13 protein-coding genes and 1 tRNA gene are annotated in these 14,632 nt (G+C 74.0%); 6 read left to right on the top strand and 8 right to left on the bottom strand.

From position 1 onward, the window contains the following. Positions 1 to 245 precede the first annotated feature (245 nt). Both AC3ERT_RS18035 and AC3ERT_RS18030 read left to right on the top strand, forming a co-directional pair. Positions 246 to 1,370 carry an LLM class flavin-dependent oxidoreductase gene (locus AC3ERT_RS18035; protein ID WP_335977812.1) on the top strand — a complete coding sequence of 375 codons (1,125 nt, stop codon included), beginning with the start codon at positions 246 to 248 and terminating at the stop codon, positions 1,368 to 1,370. 369 nt (positions 1,371 to 1,739) lie between these two features. Beyond that, positions 1,740 to 3,596: a glycosyl hydrolase family 18 protein gene (locus tag AC3ERT_RS18030; protein ID WP_435175342.1), complete on the top strand. Its 1,857-nt coding sequence runs from the start codon at positions 1,740 to 1,742 to the stop codon at positions 3,594 to 3,596. Between the two features lie 104 nt (positions 3,597 to 3,700). Here AC3ERT_RS18030 and AC3ERT_RS18025 read toward each other — a convergent pair whose 3' ends face one another. After that, positions 3,701 to 4,522 (bottom strand): sulfite exporter TauE/SafE family protein, encoded by an 822-nt coding sequence (locus tag AC3ERT_RS18025; RefSeq protein WP_335977814.1) that lies wholly within the window; start codon positions 4,520 to 4,522, stop codon positions 3,701 to 3,703. 102 nt (positions 4,523 to 4,624) lie between these two features. On the opposite strand from AC3ERT_RS18025, the gene AC3ERT_RS18020 reads away from it, so the two are divergent. Next, on the top strand, positions 4,625 to 5,491 hold the full coding sequence (locus tag AC3ERT_RS18020) for an AraC family transcriptional regulator (protein ID WP_435175339.1): 867 nt from the start codon (positions 4,625 to 4,627) through the stop codon (positions 5,489 to 5,491). On the opposite strand, the gene AC3ERT_RS18015 is transcribed toward AC3ERT_RS18020, so the two are convergent. Then, positions 5,428 to 7,203, bottom strand: coding sequence for a putative bifunctional diguanylate cyclase/phosphodiesterase (locus tag AC3ERT_RS18015; RefSeq protein WP_335977818.1), 1,776 nt, complete (start codon positions 7,201 to 7,203; stop codon positions 5,428 to 5,430). The genes AC3ERT_RS18020 and AC3ERT_RS18015 overlap by 64 nt on opposite strands. Positions 7,204 to 7,628: 425 nt before the next feature. Here AC3ERT_RS18015 and AC3ERT_RS18010 point away from each other — a divergent pair, with 425 nt between their 5' ends. Then, complete coding sequence (locus tag AC3ERT_RS18010) at positions 7,629 to 9,002, top strand: M6 family metalloprotease domain-containing protein (protein ID WP_335977819.1); 1,374 nt, start codon at positions 7,629 to 7,631, stop codon at positions 9,000 to 9,002. 3 nt (positions 9,003 to 9,005) lie between these two features. After that, complete coding sequence (locus AC3ERT_RS18005; RefSeq protein ID WP_335977821.1) at positions 9,006 to 10,256, top strand: M6 family metalloprotease domain-containing protein; 1,251 nt, start codon at positions 9,006 to 9,008, stop codon at positions 10,254 to 10,256. A 48-nt stretch (positions 10,257 to 10,304) separates the two neighbouring features. On the opposite strand, the gene AC3ERT_RS18000 is transcribed toward AC3ERT_RS18005, so the two are convergent. The 5 genes from AC3ERT_RS18000 to AC3ERT_RS17980 all read right to left on the bottom strand — a co-directional run bounded on the left by AC3ERT_RS18000 (position 10,305) and on the right by AC3ERT_RS17980 (position 13,270). Further along, complete coding sequence (locus AC3ERT_RS18000) at positions 10,305 to 10,733, bottom strand: OsmC family peroxiredoxin (RefSeq protein ID WP_335977823.1); 429 nt, start codon at positions 10,731 to 10,733, stop codon at positions 10,305 to 10,307. 178 nt (positions 10,734 to 10,911) lie between these two features. After that, a tRNA-Lys gene (locus AC3ERT_RS17995) sits at positions 10,912 to 10,985 on the bottom strand. Between the two features lie 18 nt (positions 10,986 to 11,003). Further along, the gene (locus tag AC3ERT_RS17990) at positions 11,004 to 11,564 is read right to left on the bottom strand and encodes a bifunctional DNA primase/polymerase (protein WP_335977824.1); all 561 of its coding nucleotides are present in this window, start codon (positions 11,562 to 11,564) and stop codon (positions 11,004 to 11,006) included. 122 nt (positions 11,565 to 11,686) lie between these two features. After that, complete coding sequence (locus AC3ERT_RS17985) at positions 11,687 to 12,049, bottom strand: hypothetical protein (RefSeq protein ID WP_335977826.1); 363 nt, start codon at positions 12,047 to 12,049, stop codon at positions 11,687 to 11,689. 132 nt (positions 12,050 to 12,181) lie between these two features. Continuing rightward, positions 12,182 to 13,270: an FAD-dependent monooxygenase gene (locus AC3ERT_RS17980; RefSeq protein ID WP_435175337.1), complete on the bottom strand. Its 1,089-nt coding sequence runs from the start codon at positions 13,268 to 13,270 to the stop codon at positions 12,182 to 12,184. Positions 13,271 to 13,409: 139 nt separating this feature from the next. Between AC3ERT_RS17980 and AC3ERT_RS17975 the strand changes: the two genes are divergently transcribed. Beyond that, entirely contained in the window at positions 13,410 to 14,291 is an 882-nt protein-coding gene (locus AC3ERT_RS17975; protein ID WP_435175335.1) for a LysR family transcriptional regulator, read from the top strand. On the opposite strand, the gene AC3ERT_RS17970 is transcribed toward AC3ERT_RS17975, so the two are convergent. Then, positions 14,281 to 14,592 carry a methyltransferase domain-containing protein gene (locus AC3ERT_RS17970; protein ID WP_435175419.1) on the bottom strand — a complete coding sequence of 104 codons (312 nt, stop codon included), beginning with the start codon at positions 14,590 to 14,592 and terminating at the stop codon, positions 14,281 to 14,283. The two genes, AC3ERT_RS17975 and AC3ERT_RS17970, sit on opposite strands and share 11 nt — an antisense overlap. Between the last annotated feature and the right edge of the window lie 40 nt (positions 14,593 to 14,632).

The raw sequence follows: 14,632 nt of genomic DNA, 5'->3' as shown, positions 1-14,632 counted from the left end.
CGGCAGAGGCGGTTGAAAGCGATTCGAACCGCTCGCGTACGTATACCCAGGAAGAGGGCACGGTGGCATATGACATGGTCATTGCCCTCTTCGGGCTGATCTGCAAGTGCTGATTCGCGCCGGTCCGATGGGAGCGCGCGGAAGCGGGAATAAGGCGGCCGCGCGCCCCGGTTGCACTGGGCGGACGATGACACGCGTCCGCACCCGCACTTCATCCACTCGCGCAGCACAAGGAGGCGCCCACCGTGGCCGACGCAAGCCTGCCCGACCCGGGACACGGTATCCGGGGGACGGTCCGCGGGAGCGCTCCGGTGCCCCTGTCGGTGCTCGACCTGGCCACCGTCGGCAGCGGCTACACCGCCGGGGACGCGCTGCGCACCAGCGTGGAGATCGCCCGGGTCGCCGAGACCCGCGGCTATCACCGGATGTGGGTCGCCGAGCACCACTCGATGCCGGGCGTCGCCAGCTCCTCGCCCGCGGTGATCCTCGCCCACCTCGCCGCCCACACCCGCACGCTGCGGCTCGGCTCGGGCGGCGTCATGCTGCCCAACCACGCACCGCTGGTGATCGCCGAGCAGTTCGGCACCCTCGAAGCGCTCGCCCCCGGCCGCGTCGACCTCGGCCTCGGCCGCGCCCCGGGGACCGACGGCGCGACGGCCGCCGCGCTGCGCCGCACCGAGTCCCTGCACGAGGGCGCCGACGACTTCCCGCGCCAGCTGGCGGAGTTGACCCGGTTCCTGGACGACTCCTTCCCCGACGGCCACCGCTTCGCGCGCATCCACGCCATCCCCGGCCCGGTCCAGGGCACGGCGGCCGGCGGGGTGCAGTCCCCGGCCCGGCCGAGCGTGTGGCTGCTGGGGTCCTCCGGCTTCAGCGCGCAGCTGGCCGGTGCGCTCGGGCTGCCGTTCTCCTTCGCGCACCACTTCTCCGCGGCCAACACGCTGCCCGCGCTGGCGCTGTACCGCGAGTCGTTCCGCCCCTCGGAGGTCCTCGACCGGCCGTACGCCTCGATCGGCGTGGCCGCGCTGGCCGCCGAGGACCCGGAGGAGGCCCGCCGCCAGGTGCTGTCCGGGGCGCTGAGCATGCTCCGGCTGCGCACCGGCCGCCCCGGTCTGGTCCCGACGCCCGAGGAGGCGGCGGCGTACGAGTTCAGCCCGATCGAGCGGGACTTCGTCGACTCCTGGCTCGGCAACGTGATCTACGGCGACCCGGCGGCGGTGAAGGCCGGGCTCGACGAACTGGCGGGGCGCACCGGCGCCGACGAGCTGGTGATCACCGCGAACGCGCACACCCCGTCCGCCCGGCTGCGGTCGTACGAACTGATCGCGGACGCGTACGACTTCCCGAAGGACATCGCCGCGTCCGCCTGAGCGGGCGCGGCTCTGGCAGGTGAGCCGCCGTCGGCCGAAGGGGCCGGCGGCGGCTTCGTCGTGCGCCGGCGGCGGTTAAGGGAGGGTTACCGGCCGGTCGGTGGTCCGTTCGGTACGCGGCGGCCGGCGGGCGCCGAACGCCGACTTAAGTACGACTTAAAGCCCTCGTCACGGCTGTCGCCGCACGTCGGCGCCATGTCGGCGGGGTGCCGCGCCGCGCCCCGGCACCGTCCGATTGGTCTAGTCCAACTCTGGTTCAGACCATTGACGTGCACTTGACCAAGGGTTAACCATTCTGGACGCCCCTTGTTGTTCCTCCCTCTCCCCCCGGAGGTCCTTGTGCACTCAAGGTCAAGGAAGAGAGCGTTCGTGGCCGCGGCCACCAGCGCCGCCGTCGGACTGGGCCTGTTCGCCGCCCTGGTCGGCGGGGTCGGCACCGCGCAGGCGGACTCCGCCGGCGCCGCGGCGAAGGCCGCCGCGGCCCAGCCCGCGGCCGCCGCCGCGAGCAGCGGCGGGGCCAAGATCGCCTACTACGACCAGTGGAGCGTCTACGGCAACGCCTTCTACCCGAAGAACCTGGACACCGAGGGCATCGCCGGCAAGCTCGACATCCTCAACTACTCGTTCGAGAACATCGACCCGACCAACCTCACCTGTTTCGAGGCGACCAAGGCGTCGGACTCCACGAACGAGTCGGACCCGAACGCGGGCGACGGCGCGGGCGACGCGTTCGCCGACTACCAGAAGTCGTTCGGCTCGGACATCAGCGTCAACGGCACCGCCGACGTCTACAACCAGCCGATCGTGGGCAACTTCAACCAGCTCAAGGAGCTGAAGGCGAAGTACCCGAACCTGAAGATCCTGGTCTCGCTGGGCGGTTGGACCTACTCCAAGTACTTCTCCGACGCCGCGGCGACCGACGCCAGCCGCAAGAAGCTGGTCAGCTCCTGCATCGACATGTTCATCAAGGGCAACCTGCCCGTGCAGGGCGGCTACGGCGGCGACGGCAGCGCGGCCGGCATCTTCGACGGCTTCGACATCGACTGGGAGTACCCGGGCTCGGCGAACGGCCATGTCGGCAACCACTACAGCGCCGACGACAAGGCCAACTACACCAAGCTCCTCGCGGAGTTCCGCAGCGAGCTGGACGCGTACGGCACCGCCAACGGCGGCAAGCACCTGCTGCTGACCGCGGCCCTGCCGTCGGGCCAGGACAAGATCGCGAACATCGAGACCGACAAGATCGGCCAGTACCTCGACTACGCGAACGTCATGACGTACGACATGCACGGCGGCTTCGAGGCCACCGGCCCGACCAACGAGCAGGACCCGCTCTACGAGTCGCCGGACGACCCGTCCACCGCGGTCGCCCCGGGCACCGAGAAGTACAGCACCGACAACGCGCTCAAGGCGTGGACCCAGGGCGACGCGGCGTACGGCATCCCGGGCGGCATGCCGGCGGCCAAGATCACCATGGGCTACCCGCTGTACTACCGCGGCTGGACCGGGGTCGCGGCCGGCAGCAACCACGGCCTCTACCAGTCCGCGACCGGCCCCTCCGCGGCGCGCGGGATCAGCGCGACGGCCGGGATCGCCTACTACAAGGAGCTGAGCGGGGTCGTCGACAACTCCGCCGACACCTTCTACGACGCCAAGTCGCAGTCCGCGTACTTCTACGACGGGTCCACCTTCTGGACCGGCCTGAGCGACCAGTCCATCACCGCCAAGGCCAACTATGCGCACTGCAACGGCCTCGGCGGGTCGATGATGTACTCGCTGCTCGACCTGGACGCCTCCGCGACGCTCTTCAACAAGATCGTCACCGCGACGAACGGCTCGGCCACCGACTGCTCCGGCAGCTCCACGACCGGCGGCACCAGCAGCGGTACCACCAGCGGCAGCACGACCGGCGGCACCACGTCCGGGACCACGTCGGGCACCACCTCCGGCACCACGGACGGCGGGACCACCTCCGGCACCACGTCCGGCACGACCTCGGGCACCACGTCCGGCACCACGGACGGCGGGACCACCACCGGCGGGACCACCACCGGCGGCACCGGCGGCACCTGCACCCTGGCCTCCTGGAGCTCCAGCGCCGTCTACGTCGGCGGCAACCAGGTCTCCTGGAAGGGCCACAACTGGCAGGCCAAGTGGTGGACCACCAACGAGGAGCCCGGCACCACCGGCGAGTGGGGCGTCTGGAGCGACCTCGGCGCCTGCTGAACCGCCTCTTTGCCCGCGGGGCGGGCTGCCCCCACGCTCCCGCCCCGCCCAAGGGCCCGCGTCCTTACTCCCCCCGAGGACGCGGGCCCTTCCCTCGCGCGCCTTCACGCCCCCGTGGCCGTCATCACCACCAGGACAACCAGCAGCAGCCCCACGTACGCCGCCGAGTGGACCCGGTCCGGGACCCGGCCGGCGGTACGCCGCAGCAGCGCGATCACCGGCAGCGAACCGGCGAGCAGGGCGGCGCCCGCCGCGGGGTCGACGTAGCCGAGCCGACCGGCGCCGCCGGCCGCGGTCACCGCGGGGGCGAGGGCGTAGACCAGGGTGCCGGTCAGCGCGACGGGGACGCTGAGCGGGTTGGCCGTCGCGGTCGCCTCGGCCATCGGCAGCCCGCGCCGCCGCAGCAGCGGCACCGTCATGACGCTGCCGCCCACCCCGAGGCCCGCGGCCACCAGCCCGATCCCGACCCCGCCGAAGGTGACGGTGGAGCGGCCCAGCGGCCGCGGCCGCTCCCGGGCCACCGCGGCGAGGAAGCCCTTGCGCAGCAGGCTGTCGGCGATCGTCACCAGCAGGTAGGCGGCGAACAGCAGCCGCAGCACGGTGCCGCCGACCAGGGTCGCGGCCAGCGACCCGGCGGCGGCGCCGAGCGCGATGTAGCCGGCCAGCGGCCAGACGTACTCCGTGCGCAGCCGGTCCGCGCGCCACTGGGCGAGCGCCGCCGCGGAGGCGTTGACGGCCATCACGGCCGCCGAGGTCGCGACGGCGACGTGCATGGCGTCGGCGCCGCCCGCCGCCGGGCGCGCGGCCACGGTCAGCACGCCGTAGACGACGGGCACCGTGACGAAGCCGCCGCCGAAGCCGAAGAACACCGTGGTGACGCCGGTCAGGCAGCCGAAGCCCACCAGCGTGAGGAACGAGATCAGCACACCCACGACGCTAGGCAGCGGCCCCGATGGCGGGCAATCGATGCTCGGCCACCTTCCTACGCGCAGCAGACAGCGCGGGTGATCGCGCGTAGCCTCGTGCGCATGCGCAACGTCCCGCTCGCCGAGGTGGACAGCCTCGACCGCGCGGTGCTGGCCATCGGCACCGACTACCCGCGCGAGCACCTGCTCGCCTGGCACGAGCACCGCCGCGCCCAGGTGCTCTACGCGGCCACCGGCGTGATGCGGGTCGAGGCCGCGGACGGCCGCTGGACCGTGCCCACCGCCCGGGCCGTGCTCATCCCGCCGCGCACCCGGCACCAGGTCGCGATGACCGGCGTCAGCACCCGCAGCCTGTACGTCGAACCGGCCGCGGTGCCCTGGTTCCCCGACCGCTGCCGGGCCGTGGACGTCTCCCCGCTGCTGCGCGCGCTGCTGCTGGCGGCCGTCGACATGGAGCCGCGCTATCCCGAGCACAGCCGGGACGCGGCCGTGGTCGCCCTGATCCTGCACGAGCTGAAGGACCTCGCCCCGCTGCCGCTGGACGTGCCGCTGCCGGCCGACCCCCGGCTGCGCGACCTGTGCGAGGCGTTCTGGCGGCACCCGGACATCCACGACCCGCCGGCCCGCTGGTGCGCCGTGCTCAACGTGAGCGAACGCACCCTGGCGCGGCTGTTCCGCCGCGGCACCGGCCTGAGCTTCGCGCAGTGGCGGCAGCGCGCCTGCATCCTGCACTCGCTGCCGCACCTGGCCGCGGGCACCCCGGTCACGCAGGTCGCCGCGCTGCTCGGCTACGACAACCCCGCCGCGTACACCGCCGCGTTCGGCCGGCTGCTGGGCCGCCCGCCCACCGCCTACGCGGACCCGGCGCCGGGGCGCGCGGGCCGCCCGGACCACGCGGGCGCCGGTCAGCGCGGCGGGGTCCGCGCCAGCAGCTCGGAGATGGCGGCGGCGGCCACCGGGCGGGAGTAGTGCCAGCCCTGGCCGGTGTCGCAGCCGATCCGGCGCAGCCGCTCGGCCTGTTCGGCGTTCTCCACGCACTCCGCGGTGACGGTCAGCCCCAGCCGGTGCGCGAGGTCCACCAGCGCCTCCACGATCGTCTCGTCGGCGGGGTTGGGGTGTTCGGCCGAGCGGAAGCCCTGCACGAAGGAGCCGTCGAGCTTGAGGGTGGAGACCGGCAGCCGGCTCATGTAGGCGAGGTTGGAGTAGCCGGTGCCGAAGTCGTCGATGGCGATCCGCACCCCCATCTCGTGCAGCGCGTGCAGCGCCTGGAGCGGGCGGCCGGCGCTGCCCATCACCGCGGACTCGGTCAGTTCGAGTTGGAGCAGCCGCGCGGGCAGCCCGGTCTCGCGCAGGATCGCCGCGACGTCGGCGACCAGGTCGGAGTCCCACACCTGGCGCACCGCGACATTGACGCTGACCACCAGGGGAGTGCCGGGCCGCTCCCGCCGCCACGCGGCGGCCTGCCGGCAGGACTCGGCGAGCACCCAGCGCCCCAACTGCACGATGGAGCCGTCCTCCTCGGCCAGGCCGATGAAGCGGCCGGGCGCGAGCCGCCCGAACCGCGGGTGCTCCCAGCGCACCAGGGCCTCCACCCCGCGCACCTCGCCGCTGCCGAGCGCGACCAGCGGCTGGTACTCCAGCACGAACTCGCCGCGCTCCACGGCCTGCCGCAGGGTGCTGGACAGGGACTGGCGGGTCATCCGGTGCTCGTTGCGCTCCGGGTCGAAGAGCGTCCAGCGGCCCTTCCCGTCGTCCTTCGCCCAGTACAGCGTGGTGTCGGCGGCCTGCATCAGGCCGGTGGGCGTGGTGCCGTGGGCCTCGCGTTCGACCACGCCGATGCTCGCGGAGACCGCCAGGCGGTGCCCGGCGACGTCGAACGGCTGCCGGAACGCCTCCAGTACGGCCTCGGCGAGCGCGGTGGCCTGCCCGGTGCCGGTGGAGTCCCGCAGCAGCAGCGCGAACTCGTCGCCGCCCAGCCGGGCCGCGAGGTGGCCGCCAGGACCGGCGCAGGTCAGCAGCCGGTCGGCGACGGCGGCCAGCAGTTCGTCGCCGACCCGGTGCCCCAACGTGTCGTTGATCGCCTTGAATCCGTCGAGGTCGAGGTAGCACACCCCGATCCGGCCGGTGCCGCGCTCGGGGGCGCGGGCGCAGGCGTCCGCGAGCCGCTCGAAGAACAGCGCCCGGTTGGGCAGCCGCGTCACCGGGTCGTGCATCCGCAGGTGCCGCAACTGCCGCCGCAGCGACTCGCGTTCGCTGACGTCCTCGACGCTCAGCAGCAGCGTCCGGCCCTCGGTGCGGCACAGCGCCAGCTCCGCGCGCAGGTCGCCGCCGTCGGACCGGGTCAGCCGGCGGGTGCAGCGCAGCCGGCGCCGCCGGCCGGCCAGGACGTCGTCGAAGGCGGTGGAGACGTGCGGGTCGCCGGCCAGGCCGAGCAGAGTCCGGGCGTCGGCCGCCAGCATCCGCTCCCGCGGCATTCCCAGCAGCCGGGCCAGCGCCGCGTTCGCCGCCAGCACGCCGCCGTCGGGGCCGAGCAGCGCCAGCGCCGAGCGGGCGGCCGCGAAAGCGGCCCGAAAGTCACCTGGCTCCGCGGCGTACGAGGACCTGCGCGACCGGTCACAGCGGGTGATGGTGGCTGCTGTGCTGTCGGGCTCGACGCCGGGGCCGCCCGAGGGTCCGCCCATGGACTGCTCCCTGTTCGCACTGTCGTCAGTCGCGATCATATGGGCAGGCGGAGCGGGCGATCCAGCGTCGCACCGGCGATGTGTCGCGGGGGTCCCACCCAGGCGGGCCGTTACCGCCGGTCCCGCTCGATCACCTGAACGCCCCCCGCACACCACGACGCAGGGTAGTCACCCGCAGGGGTGGCGACCGACCCGCGCCGGCGCCCGCGCCCACCCGTACCGGCGCGCCGGTCGTACGTTTCTGCGCCTCTTCCACCTCCCGCGCCCCGCACGCCCGTACGTCGGTATGCCCACCCCGGTCGACGCCCGCCGCGGCACCGTTCCGGCGGCAACCCGCACGGAGCAGCCGAAGCCGACATAACGCCGCAATACATAGCAATGTGGGGAAAGTCCCGGACCGGAACCCGAACCTCCCGGAGGTCCTTGTGCGGCGGTCAGACCTCGCGTCAGGCAACCCGGCGGACGGTCCCCCCGCGACGGGCGCCGGCCGCCGCCCGCGGGTGCTGCGCGCGTTGCTCGCCGCGCTCGCCGGGTTCGCCGCGCTGGTGGCCTGGACCCTGATGACCGGACCGGCCGCGGGCGCCGCCGAGGGCACCGCGTGCCTGCTGCCGCGTACCGCCGTGCACCACTCCGAGGGCGTCGACAGCTGGGACGGCGACTACGCCCGGCCCGACGGCGACGTCAAGGCGCTCATGGTCTTCCTGTCCTTCCCCGGCGCCCCTCCGCAGCTCACCCCCGCCCAGGTCGCCGCCGACCACTACCCGGCCACCAGCCGGTTCTGGGAGAACGCCTCCTACGGGCAGTTCCGGCTGCACCTGCACGCCGACACCCGCTGGCTGCGGATGCCCCGCCCCGCGACGGACTACCTGATCAGCCGGAACTGGGACGCCGCCGACCGGGACGCCTACCTGCGCGACGCGATCGCCACCGCCGACCCGACGGTGGACTTCGCCGGATACGACGTGGTCTACCTCGTCGCCGACCCCGACGCGCCCGGCGTGGACTCCGACGCCACCAAGGTCGTCAACCTCGCCGCCCCGATCACCGTGGACGGCAACCCGATCCGCCACATGGTCACCGTCTTCGAGCACCACCCGCCGGACCGCAACGTGCTCGCCCACGAGACCGGCCACATCTTCGACCTGCCCGACCTCTACTACCAGCCGCCGCCCGGCAGCGACGCCGACTGGGACACCCACGTCGGCGACTGGGACCTGATGGGCAGCCAGTTCGGCCTGGCCCCCGACCCCTTCGCCTGGCACAAGTGGCGGCTGGGCTGGCTGCGCCCGGACCAGGTCGGCTGCGTCACCGGCGTCGGCACCACCTACCACGACCTCAGCCCCGACGAGACCCCCGGCGGCACCAAGCTGCTGGTGCTGCGCACCGGCGAGGACACCGCGCTGGCCATGGAGGCCCGCACCCGCACCGGCAACGACCGCATCGCGTGCAGCGAGGGCGTCCTGCTCTACGACGTCCGCTCCGACCGCGAGTCCGGCGCCGGGCCGATCGACGTGGTCGACGGCCACCCGGGGCGCTCCGCCTGCCCGGCCACCTCCGTCTACCCGCCGCTGGCCGACGCGCCGCTGGGCGTCGGCGAGTCGTACACCACGCCCGACCACAGCACCGAGGTCACCGTGCTCGGGCACCTGGGCGACGGCACCTGGTCGGTGCGGGTCACCGAGGCGGCCGCCGGCACCCTGGACCGGCCCGTCGACGGCGGCACCGCAGGCACCGGCGGCACCGCCTCCGGCCCGGGCACGGGCGGCACCGGCACGGACAGCACCGGCACGGCGGGCTGACGGGTGGACCTCCGCCGCCTGCGCCGGCGCCCCGGCATACGCGCCGCCGCCCTCGCGTTCTGCGGGCTGCTCGCCGTCGGCTCCGCGATCGTCGCCGAACCCCGGCCGGCCGGCTCCAACGCCGCACCGCCCGCCTCCCGCCCCTGCGCGCTGCGCGCCCAGCCCGGCGTCGCGATGTCCGAGGGCTTCCCGCCGCACCCGTACCACGGCAGCGACGAGGAGTTCGCGCCCTCCACCGGCAAGGTCCGCGCGCTCACCCTGCTGATCGACTTCCCCGACGCCAAGGCCCCCTACAGCGCCCGCGAGCGCTACGGCGAGTTCTTCCCCGCGGTCAAGCAGTGGTACGCCGCCGCCTCCTACGGCCGGCTCGACTACGAGTCCACGCCCGTGCTGCGCTGGATACGCATGCCGCGGCCGTTCTCCGCCTACGGGATCGGCCGCGGCTACGGCTGGGACCAGCACACCGCGATGATGCGGGACCTCGTCAAGGCCGCCGGCCCGAGCGTCGACTTCCGCGGCTACGACATCGTCAACATCCTCGTCACCCCCGACGCCGGCCCGCCCGCCGACCAGGCGGTGCTCTCCGTGACGTGGACCGGCGCCTCGGCCGCCACCACCGGCGACGGCACCCGCCTGGACAAGGTCTCGCTCATCTACGGCCACGACCAGTCCGGCTTCCGGGTGCTGGCCCACGAGAACGGCCACGCGCTGGGCCTGCCCGACCTGTACGCCGTCGACGACTTCCAGCGCACCGACCGCCTCGCCGGCCAGTGGGACAGCATGTCGCTGGACTGGGGGCTGCAAGGCGACCTGCTCGCCTGGCACAAGTGGAAGCTCGGCTGGATCGACGACCAGCAGATCGACTGCGTCACCACCGCCGGCACCCGCACCTACACGCTGCGGCCGATCGAGGTGCCCGGCGGCGGCAAGGCGGTGATCGTGCCCTTCGGCGACACCACCGCCTATGTCCTGGAGCTGCGCGAACCGCTGGGCGACGACAAGGACGCCTGCCGCAAGGGGATACTCGCCTACCGGGTGCGCACCGACGTCGACTCGGGGAAGGGCCCGGTCACCGTGGAGGACGCCCATCCCCGCACCGCCGCCTGCACCTACAGCAGCGCGTCCTTCAACTCGCTCAACGACGCGCCCTTCGGCCCCGGCGAGGGGTGGACCGACCGGGCGGACGGCTTCGGCTTCAAAGTGCTGGCGCCGGACGCGGCCGGCGACTGGCGGGTGCGGGTCACCCGCCGCTGAACCCGGCCGGCCGGCGGGGCCGACCGGGCTCGTGCCACGGCGCGGGGATCAGGCCAGCAGCTCGGCCTCGAGGGTGATGTCCACACCCGCGAGCGCCTTGCTGACCGGGCAGTTCGCCTTCGCGTCCTGCGCGGCGGCCTCGAACGCCTCGGCGGTCAGGCCCGGCACCCGCGCCTTGACCGCCAGGGTGATCCCGGTGATGCCCTCACCCGGCTGGAAGGTGACGTTCGCCACGGTCTGCACGGTCTCCGGCGGGGTGCCCGCGCCGGCCAGGCCGTGCGAGAGCGCCATCGAGTAGCAGGACGAGTGGGCGGCGGCGATCAGCTCCTCGGGGCTGGTCTTGCCGTTCGCGGCCTCGGCGCGCGACGGCCACGACACCTCGTACGTGCCCACGCCCGAGGTGTCCAGCGAGACCGTCCCGGCGCCGCCCATGAGCGGGCCCTTCCACTGGGTGGTCGCGGTACGAGTGGTTGCCATGGTGAAAGCCTCCAAGAGTACGAACCGGCCGGCGGATCGGGCCGCCGTAGGAACGCTACCCCGCGGGGGGTTCGCCGTGTGTGAGGTCCCCGCGCTGCGCGTGCGGGGCGGGCGCGGGCGCGTCCGCACCGGAACGGCGAAGGCCCCCCGCTTCTGCGGAGGGCCTTCGCCTCTCAGGTGCGCCGCCAGGGACTCGAACCCCGGACCCGCTGATTAAGAGTCAGCTGCTCTAACCAACTGAGCTAGCGGCGCCTGCTGACGTGGAAGACATTAGCACCCGGCTGAGCAGGGTGTGAAATCGATGGCCGGCGCCCGCCGGACCGCCCGTACGCAGGCCCACAGCAGCACGTCGGCGCCGGGCAGCCAGGGCTTGCGGGTGTCGGGCGCGACCACCCAGCGGGAGCGGCTGTCCCCGGGGCGCGGCGCCCGTCCGGCGGGCGGGCTGTCGTACAGCGGCGGCACCGTCACCGCGTCGCCGCGGCCGTGGCAGAGCAGCGGCGGCACCCGGCGGCCCCACTCCTCCCACGCCAGCAGCGAGGGCAGCCGGTGGGCGGTGCCCGGCGCGGCCAGCACCAGCACCCGGCCGCGGTGCACGGCCGCGGGGCCGGAGCCGGGCCCGGCCGCCCACAGCTGCTCCAGCACCTGCCGCCCGAAGAGCAGGGGGAGGTTGACCACGTCGAAGACGGTGCCGCAGGGCAGGACGCTCGGCGCGGCCGGGCGGGCCGCCCACAGCGCCTGCACGCTGCGCGGGAAGGCGCTGGCGGAGGCGAGCCATGCGGCGCCCGCCGAGGTGACGTAGGAGGTGTGCTGCTGACGCTGGATCTCGTCCATGTCTCCACATCTACCGACGTCACGCCCGCACCCCGGCGGAATCAGGGGAACGCGGGACAGCGGTGACGGGTGGCGGGTACCGTGCCCCGGGCCAGGAGAGTACTGGGGATACGGTGCCCCGGCTACGGGGTGAGGCCGCCGCCCTTGATCAGGCTCTCGCCGTGCTCGACCATCTTCCGGGCGTAGTCCTCGGTCCACCCCGCCTGCTCGGCCAGGGTCGCCAGGGTCAGCCGGTCGAAGCGGCGCGGGTCCGCGAGTTGCGCGGCCGCCATCGCCTGGAAGTCGGTGGCCCGCTCGGCCGCGGCGCGGAACGCCACCGCCAGTTCGGTGGCGCGGACCAGCAGATCGCGGGGGTCCTCCATCGACTCCAGGTCGAAGAAGCGGTCGGACCCCTCCTCCACCACGGCCCCCGGTTCGAAGAGCAGCGGCGCGGGCCTCTTCGGCCGCTCCCCGCCCGGCCGACGCGCCTGCGGCGGCTGGCTCATCCCTACCTCCACCAGTCTCGACAACACCCCCCATTGTCCCGCACCCCGAAGCCGAAGGGGCGGGGGACCTGGGCGCCCTGCCACGACGGTGCCGCAGGCGGGACGGGGCGGCGGCGGGACGCGGGCCGTGCCTCAGGACGAGGCGAGCATCCAGTGGCTGAACGCCGCGTAGCGCTCCGCGAAGTCGGCTGCCCCGTCGGCGTGTTCGACGGCGCGGGAGTGCACGCGGACCTGGTCGAAGCGGGCCCGGCGCTCACGCTCGTAGCGGGTGAAGGCGGTGGCGGCGTCGGGGCTGCTCGCGAGGTGGGTACGGAGGACACCGATGTCCTCGACGCCGAGGGTGCCGCCGGCGGCGATGTGCGGGGACAGCCCGTGGGCGGCGTCGCCGACGAGGGCGACGCGGCGGCCGGTCCAGCGCGGCAGCGGGGGCACCAGCGTGATCAGGTTCTCCAGGATGGCGTCCTCGGGGGTCGCGGCGATCATCTCCAGCAGGTCGGCGTGCCAGCCCCGCGCGGCGAGGTGCCGGGCCCGGGTGAGGGCGCGGTCCCGCTTGGTGCCGGTCAGCTCCCCCGCGTCGAACTGGTTGACCATCCACATGGTCCGGTCCGCGGAGACCCGCGCGTAGCCGCCGCGGGTGCGCTCGGCGCCGATGGTCAGGACGCTGCCCTCGGGCCGTTCGGCCCCCGCGGGCACCAGCGCGCGCCAGGCGTAGTGCCCTTCGTGCGGAACGGCGTCGCTGCCGGGCACGAGGCTCGCGCGGATGCGGGAGTGCACGCCGTCCGCGCCGATCAGCAGGTCGGCCCGCAGGTCCGTGCCGTCCGCGAGGTGGACGATGACCTCGGTGCCGGTCTCGGTGCAGCCGGTGGCCCGCGCGCCGAGGCGGATACGGTCCAGGCCGATCCGGTCGGCGAGCAGTTGGTTCAGCGCGGGCCGCGGCACCAGCAGGAACCGGTGGTCGTCGGGGCCGTAGCCGGCGGCGCGCTGGGGCCGGCCGGCCGGGTCGAAGAACCAGGTGTCGATCCAGGCGCCCAGGTCGCGGACGTCGGCGCCGACGCCGATGTGGTCGAACTCCCGCAGCGCGTTGGGCCACAGCCCGATGCCCGCACCCGCGGCCCGGATCTCCGGCGCCTGCTCCAGCACTGTGACCTCGTGGCCGATCGACTGCAGGGACGCCGCCGCGGTGAGTCCCACCAGGCCGCCTCCGGCGATCACTGTACGCATCACTGCCTCCTCGTTCTCCGGTCCGCGGTCACCGGTTCGCGTTCTCCGGTCCGCCCGTGCCCCGTTCGGGACTGGTCCCAGTGAACAAGCGCACTCGTATAACCTCAAATGCATAGATCTGATCGATAGCATTACCTCCATGCATATGGATCTGAACCTGCTCACCGCGCTGGACGCCCTCCTCGACGAACGCAGCGTGGGCGGCGCGGCCGACCGGCTGCACCTGTCGCAGCCCGCCATGAGCCGCACGCTCAGCCGGATCAGGCGGGCCACCGGCGACGAGATCCTGGTCCGCTCCGGCCGCGAGATGCTGCCGACCCCGTACGCCGAGCAGGTCCGCGAGGAGGTCCACCAGCTCGTCACCCGGGCGCAGGCCGTGCTCTCGCCGAACGCCGAGGTGGACCCGGCCGCGCTTGAGCGCACCTTCACCCTCCAGTGCAACGACGTCGTCGCCGGCGCCCTGCTGCCGCGCCTGGCCCCCGTCCTCGCCGGCACCGCCCCCGGGGTGTGCCTGCGGCTGCTCGGGGAGGGCGCCACCACCGCGGACGAACTGCGCCGCGGCCGCGTCGACCTCCAGATCAGCGACCGGGCGGCCGACCACGCCGACATCCGCAGCACCACCCTGTTCACCGACGAACTGGCCGCCGTGGGCCGCCGCGACCTGCCGTACGACCCGACCGGCTGGGACGGGTTCGCGGCCCTGCCGCACGTCGTCGTCTCCCGCCGGGGCCGCACCCGCGACCGCATCGACGACCTCCTCGACGAGCGGCGCCTGCGCCGCCACGTGGCGTTCACGGTGCCCACCCTGGTGCTGGCCCTCGGCGCCGTGGCCGCCCATCCGATGGTCACCGTCGCCCCGGCCGCCCTCACCGAGGGCCTGCTGCCCGCCGCCCTGCGCACCTACCCGCTGCCCGCCCCCACCCCGCCGGTGCCCGCCGTCCTCGCCTGGCACGCCCGCCACGACCGCGACGCTGCCCACCGCTGGCTCCGCACTCTGCTCACCACCACCCTCACCGGCTGACCACGTTCGACGGCTCGTCCAGCCACACCGCCTGGCGGTCCGCCGTGACCGTCAGCCCGAAGCGCCGGAACCCGGGCCGCCCCTGCTCCTGCCACCAGCGGAAGGCCGCCGACACCTCGTCCCACAGCCGCCGCTTCCCGGACTGGTGGACGGTGGCGGTGTCCTGGCCGTCGCGGAAGACGACCACGGCCCATGACCTGTCGGTCAGGCCGTAGAACCACACGGGCCGGCGCCCTGCCTGCTTGCGGTCGGGGACATGCGTGCAGTGCGGCACCCGCAAGCCGATCGCGAACTCCGCCACGTCCAGGTCGCCGGTCAGGAACTCCGCTTCCGTGACGGTG

The organism is Actinacidiphila sp. bgisy145, from assembly GCF_057708125.1.
The sequence above is the reverse complement of the archived record's forward strand: the minus strand, read 5'-3'. Positions and strand labels throughout refer to the sequence as shown.

What these genes read in the sequence shown, in the direction of transcription:
- AC3ERT_RS17980 (WP_435175337.1), bottom strand. Translation starts at nt 13,270, where the DNA reads ATGCGTACAGTGATCGCCGGAGGCGGCCTGGTGGGACTCACCGCGGCG.
- AC3ERT_RS17975 (WP_435175335.1), top strand. Translation starts at nt 13,410, where the DNA reads ATGCATATGGATCTGAACCTGCTCACCGCGCTGGACGCCCTCCTCGAC.
- AC3ERT_RS17990 (WP_335977824.1), bottom strand. Translation starts at nt 11,564, where the DNA reads ATGGACGAGATCCAGCGTCAGCAGCACACCTCCTACGTCACCTCGGCG.
- AC3ERT_RS18020 (WP_435175339.1), top strand. Translation starts at nt 4,625, where the DNA reads ATGCGCAACGTCCCGCTCGCCGAGGTGGACAGCCTCGACCGCGCGGTG.
- AC3ERT_RS18000 (WP_335977823.1), bottom strand. Translation starts at nt 10,733, where the DNA reads ATGGCAACCACTCGTACCGCGACCACCCAGTGGAAGGGCCCGCTCATG.
- AC3ERT_RS17985 (WP_335977826.1), bottom strand. Translation starts at nt 12,049, where the DNA reads ATGAGCCAGCCGCCGCAGGCGCGTCGGCCGGGCGGGGAGCGGCCGAAG.
- AC3ERT_RS18015 (WP_335977818.1), bottom strand. Translation starts at nt 7,203, where the DNA reads ATGGGCGGACCCTCGGGCGGCCCCGGCGTCGAGCCCGACAGCACAGCA.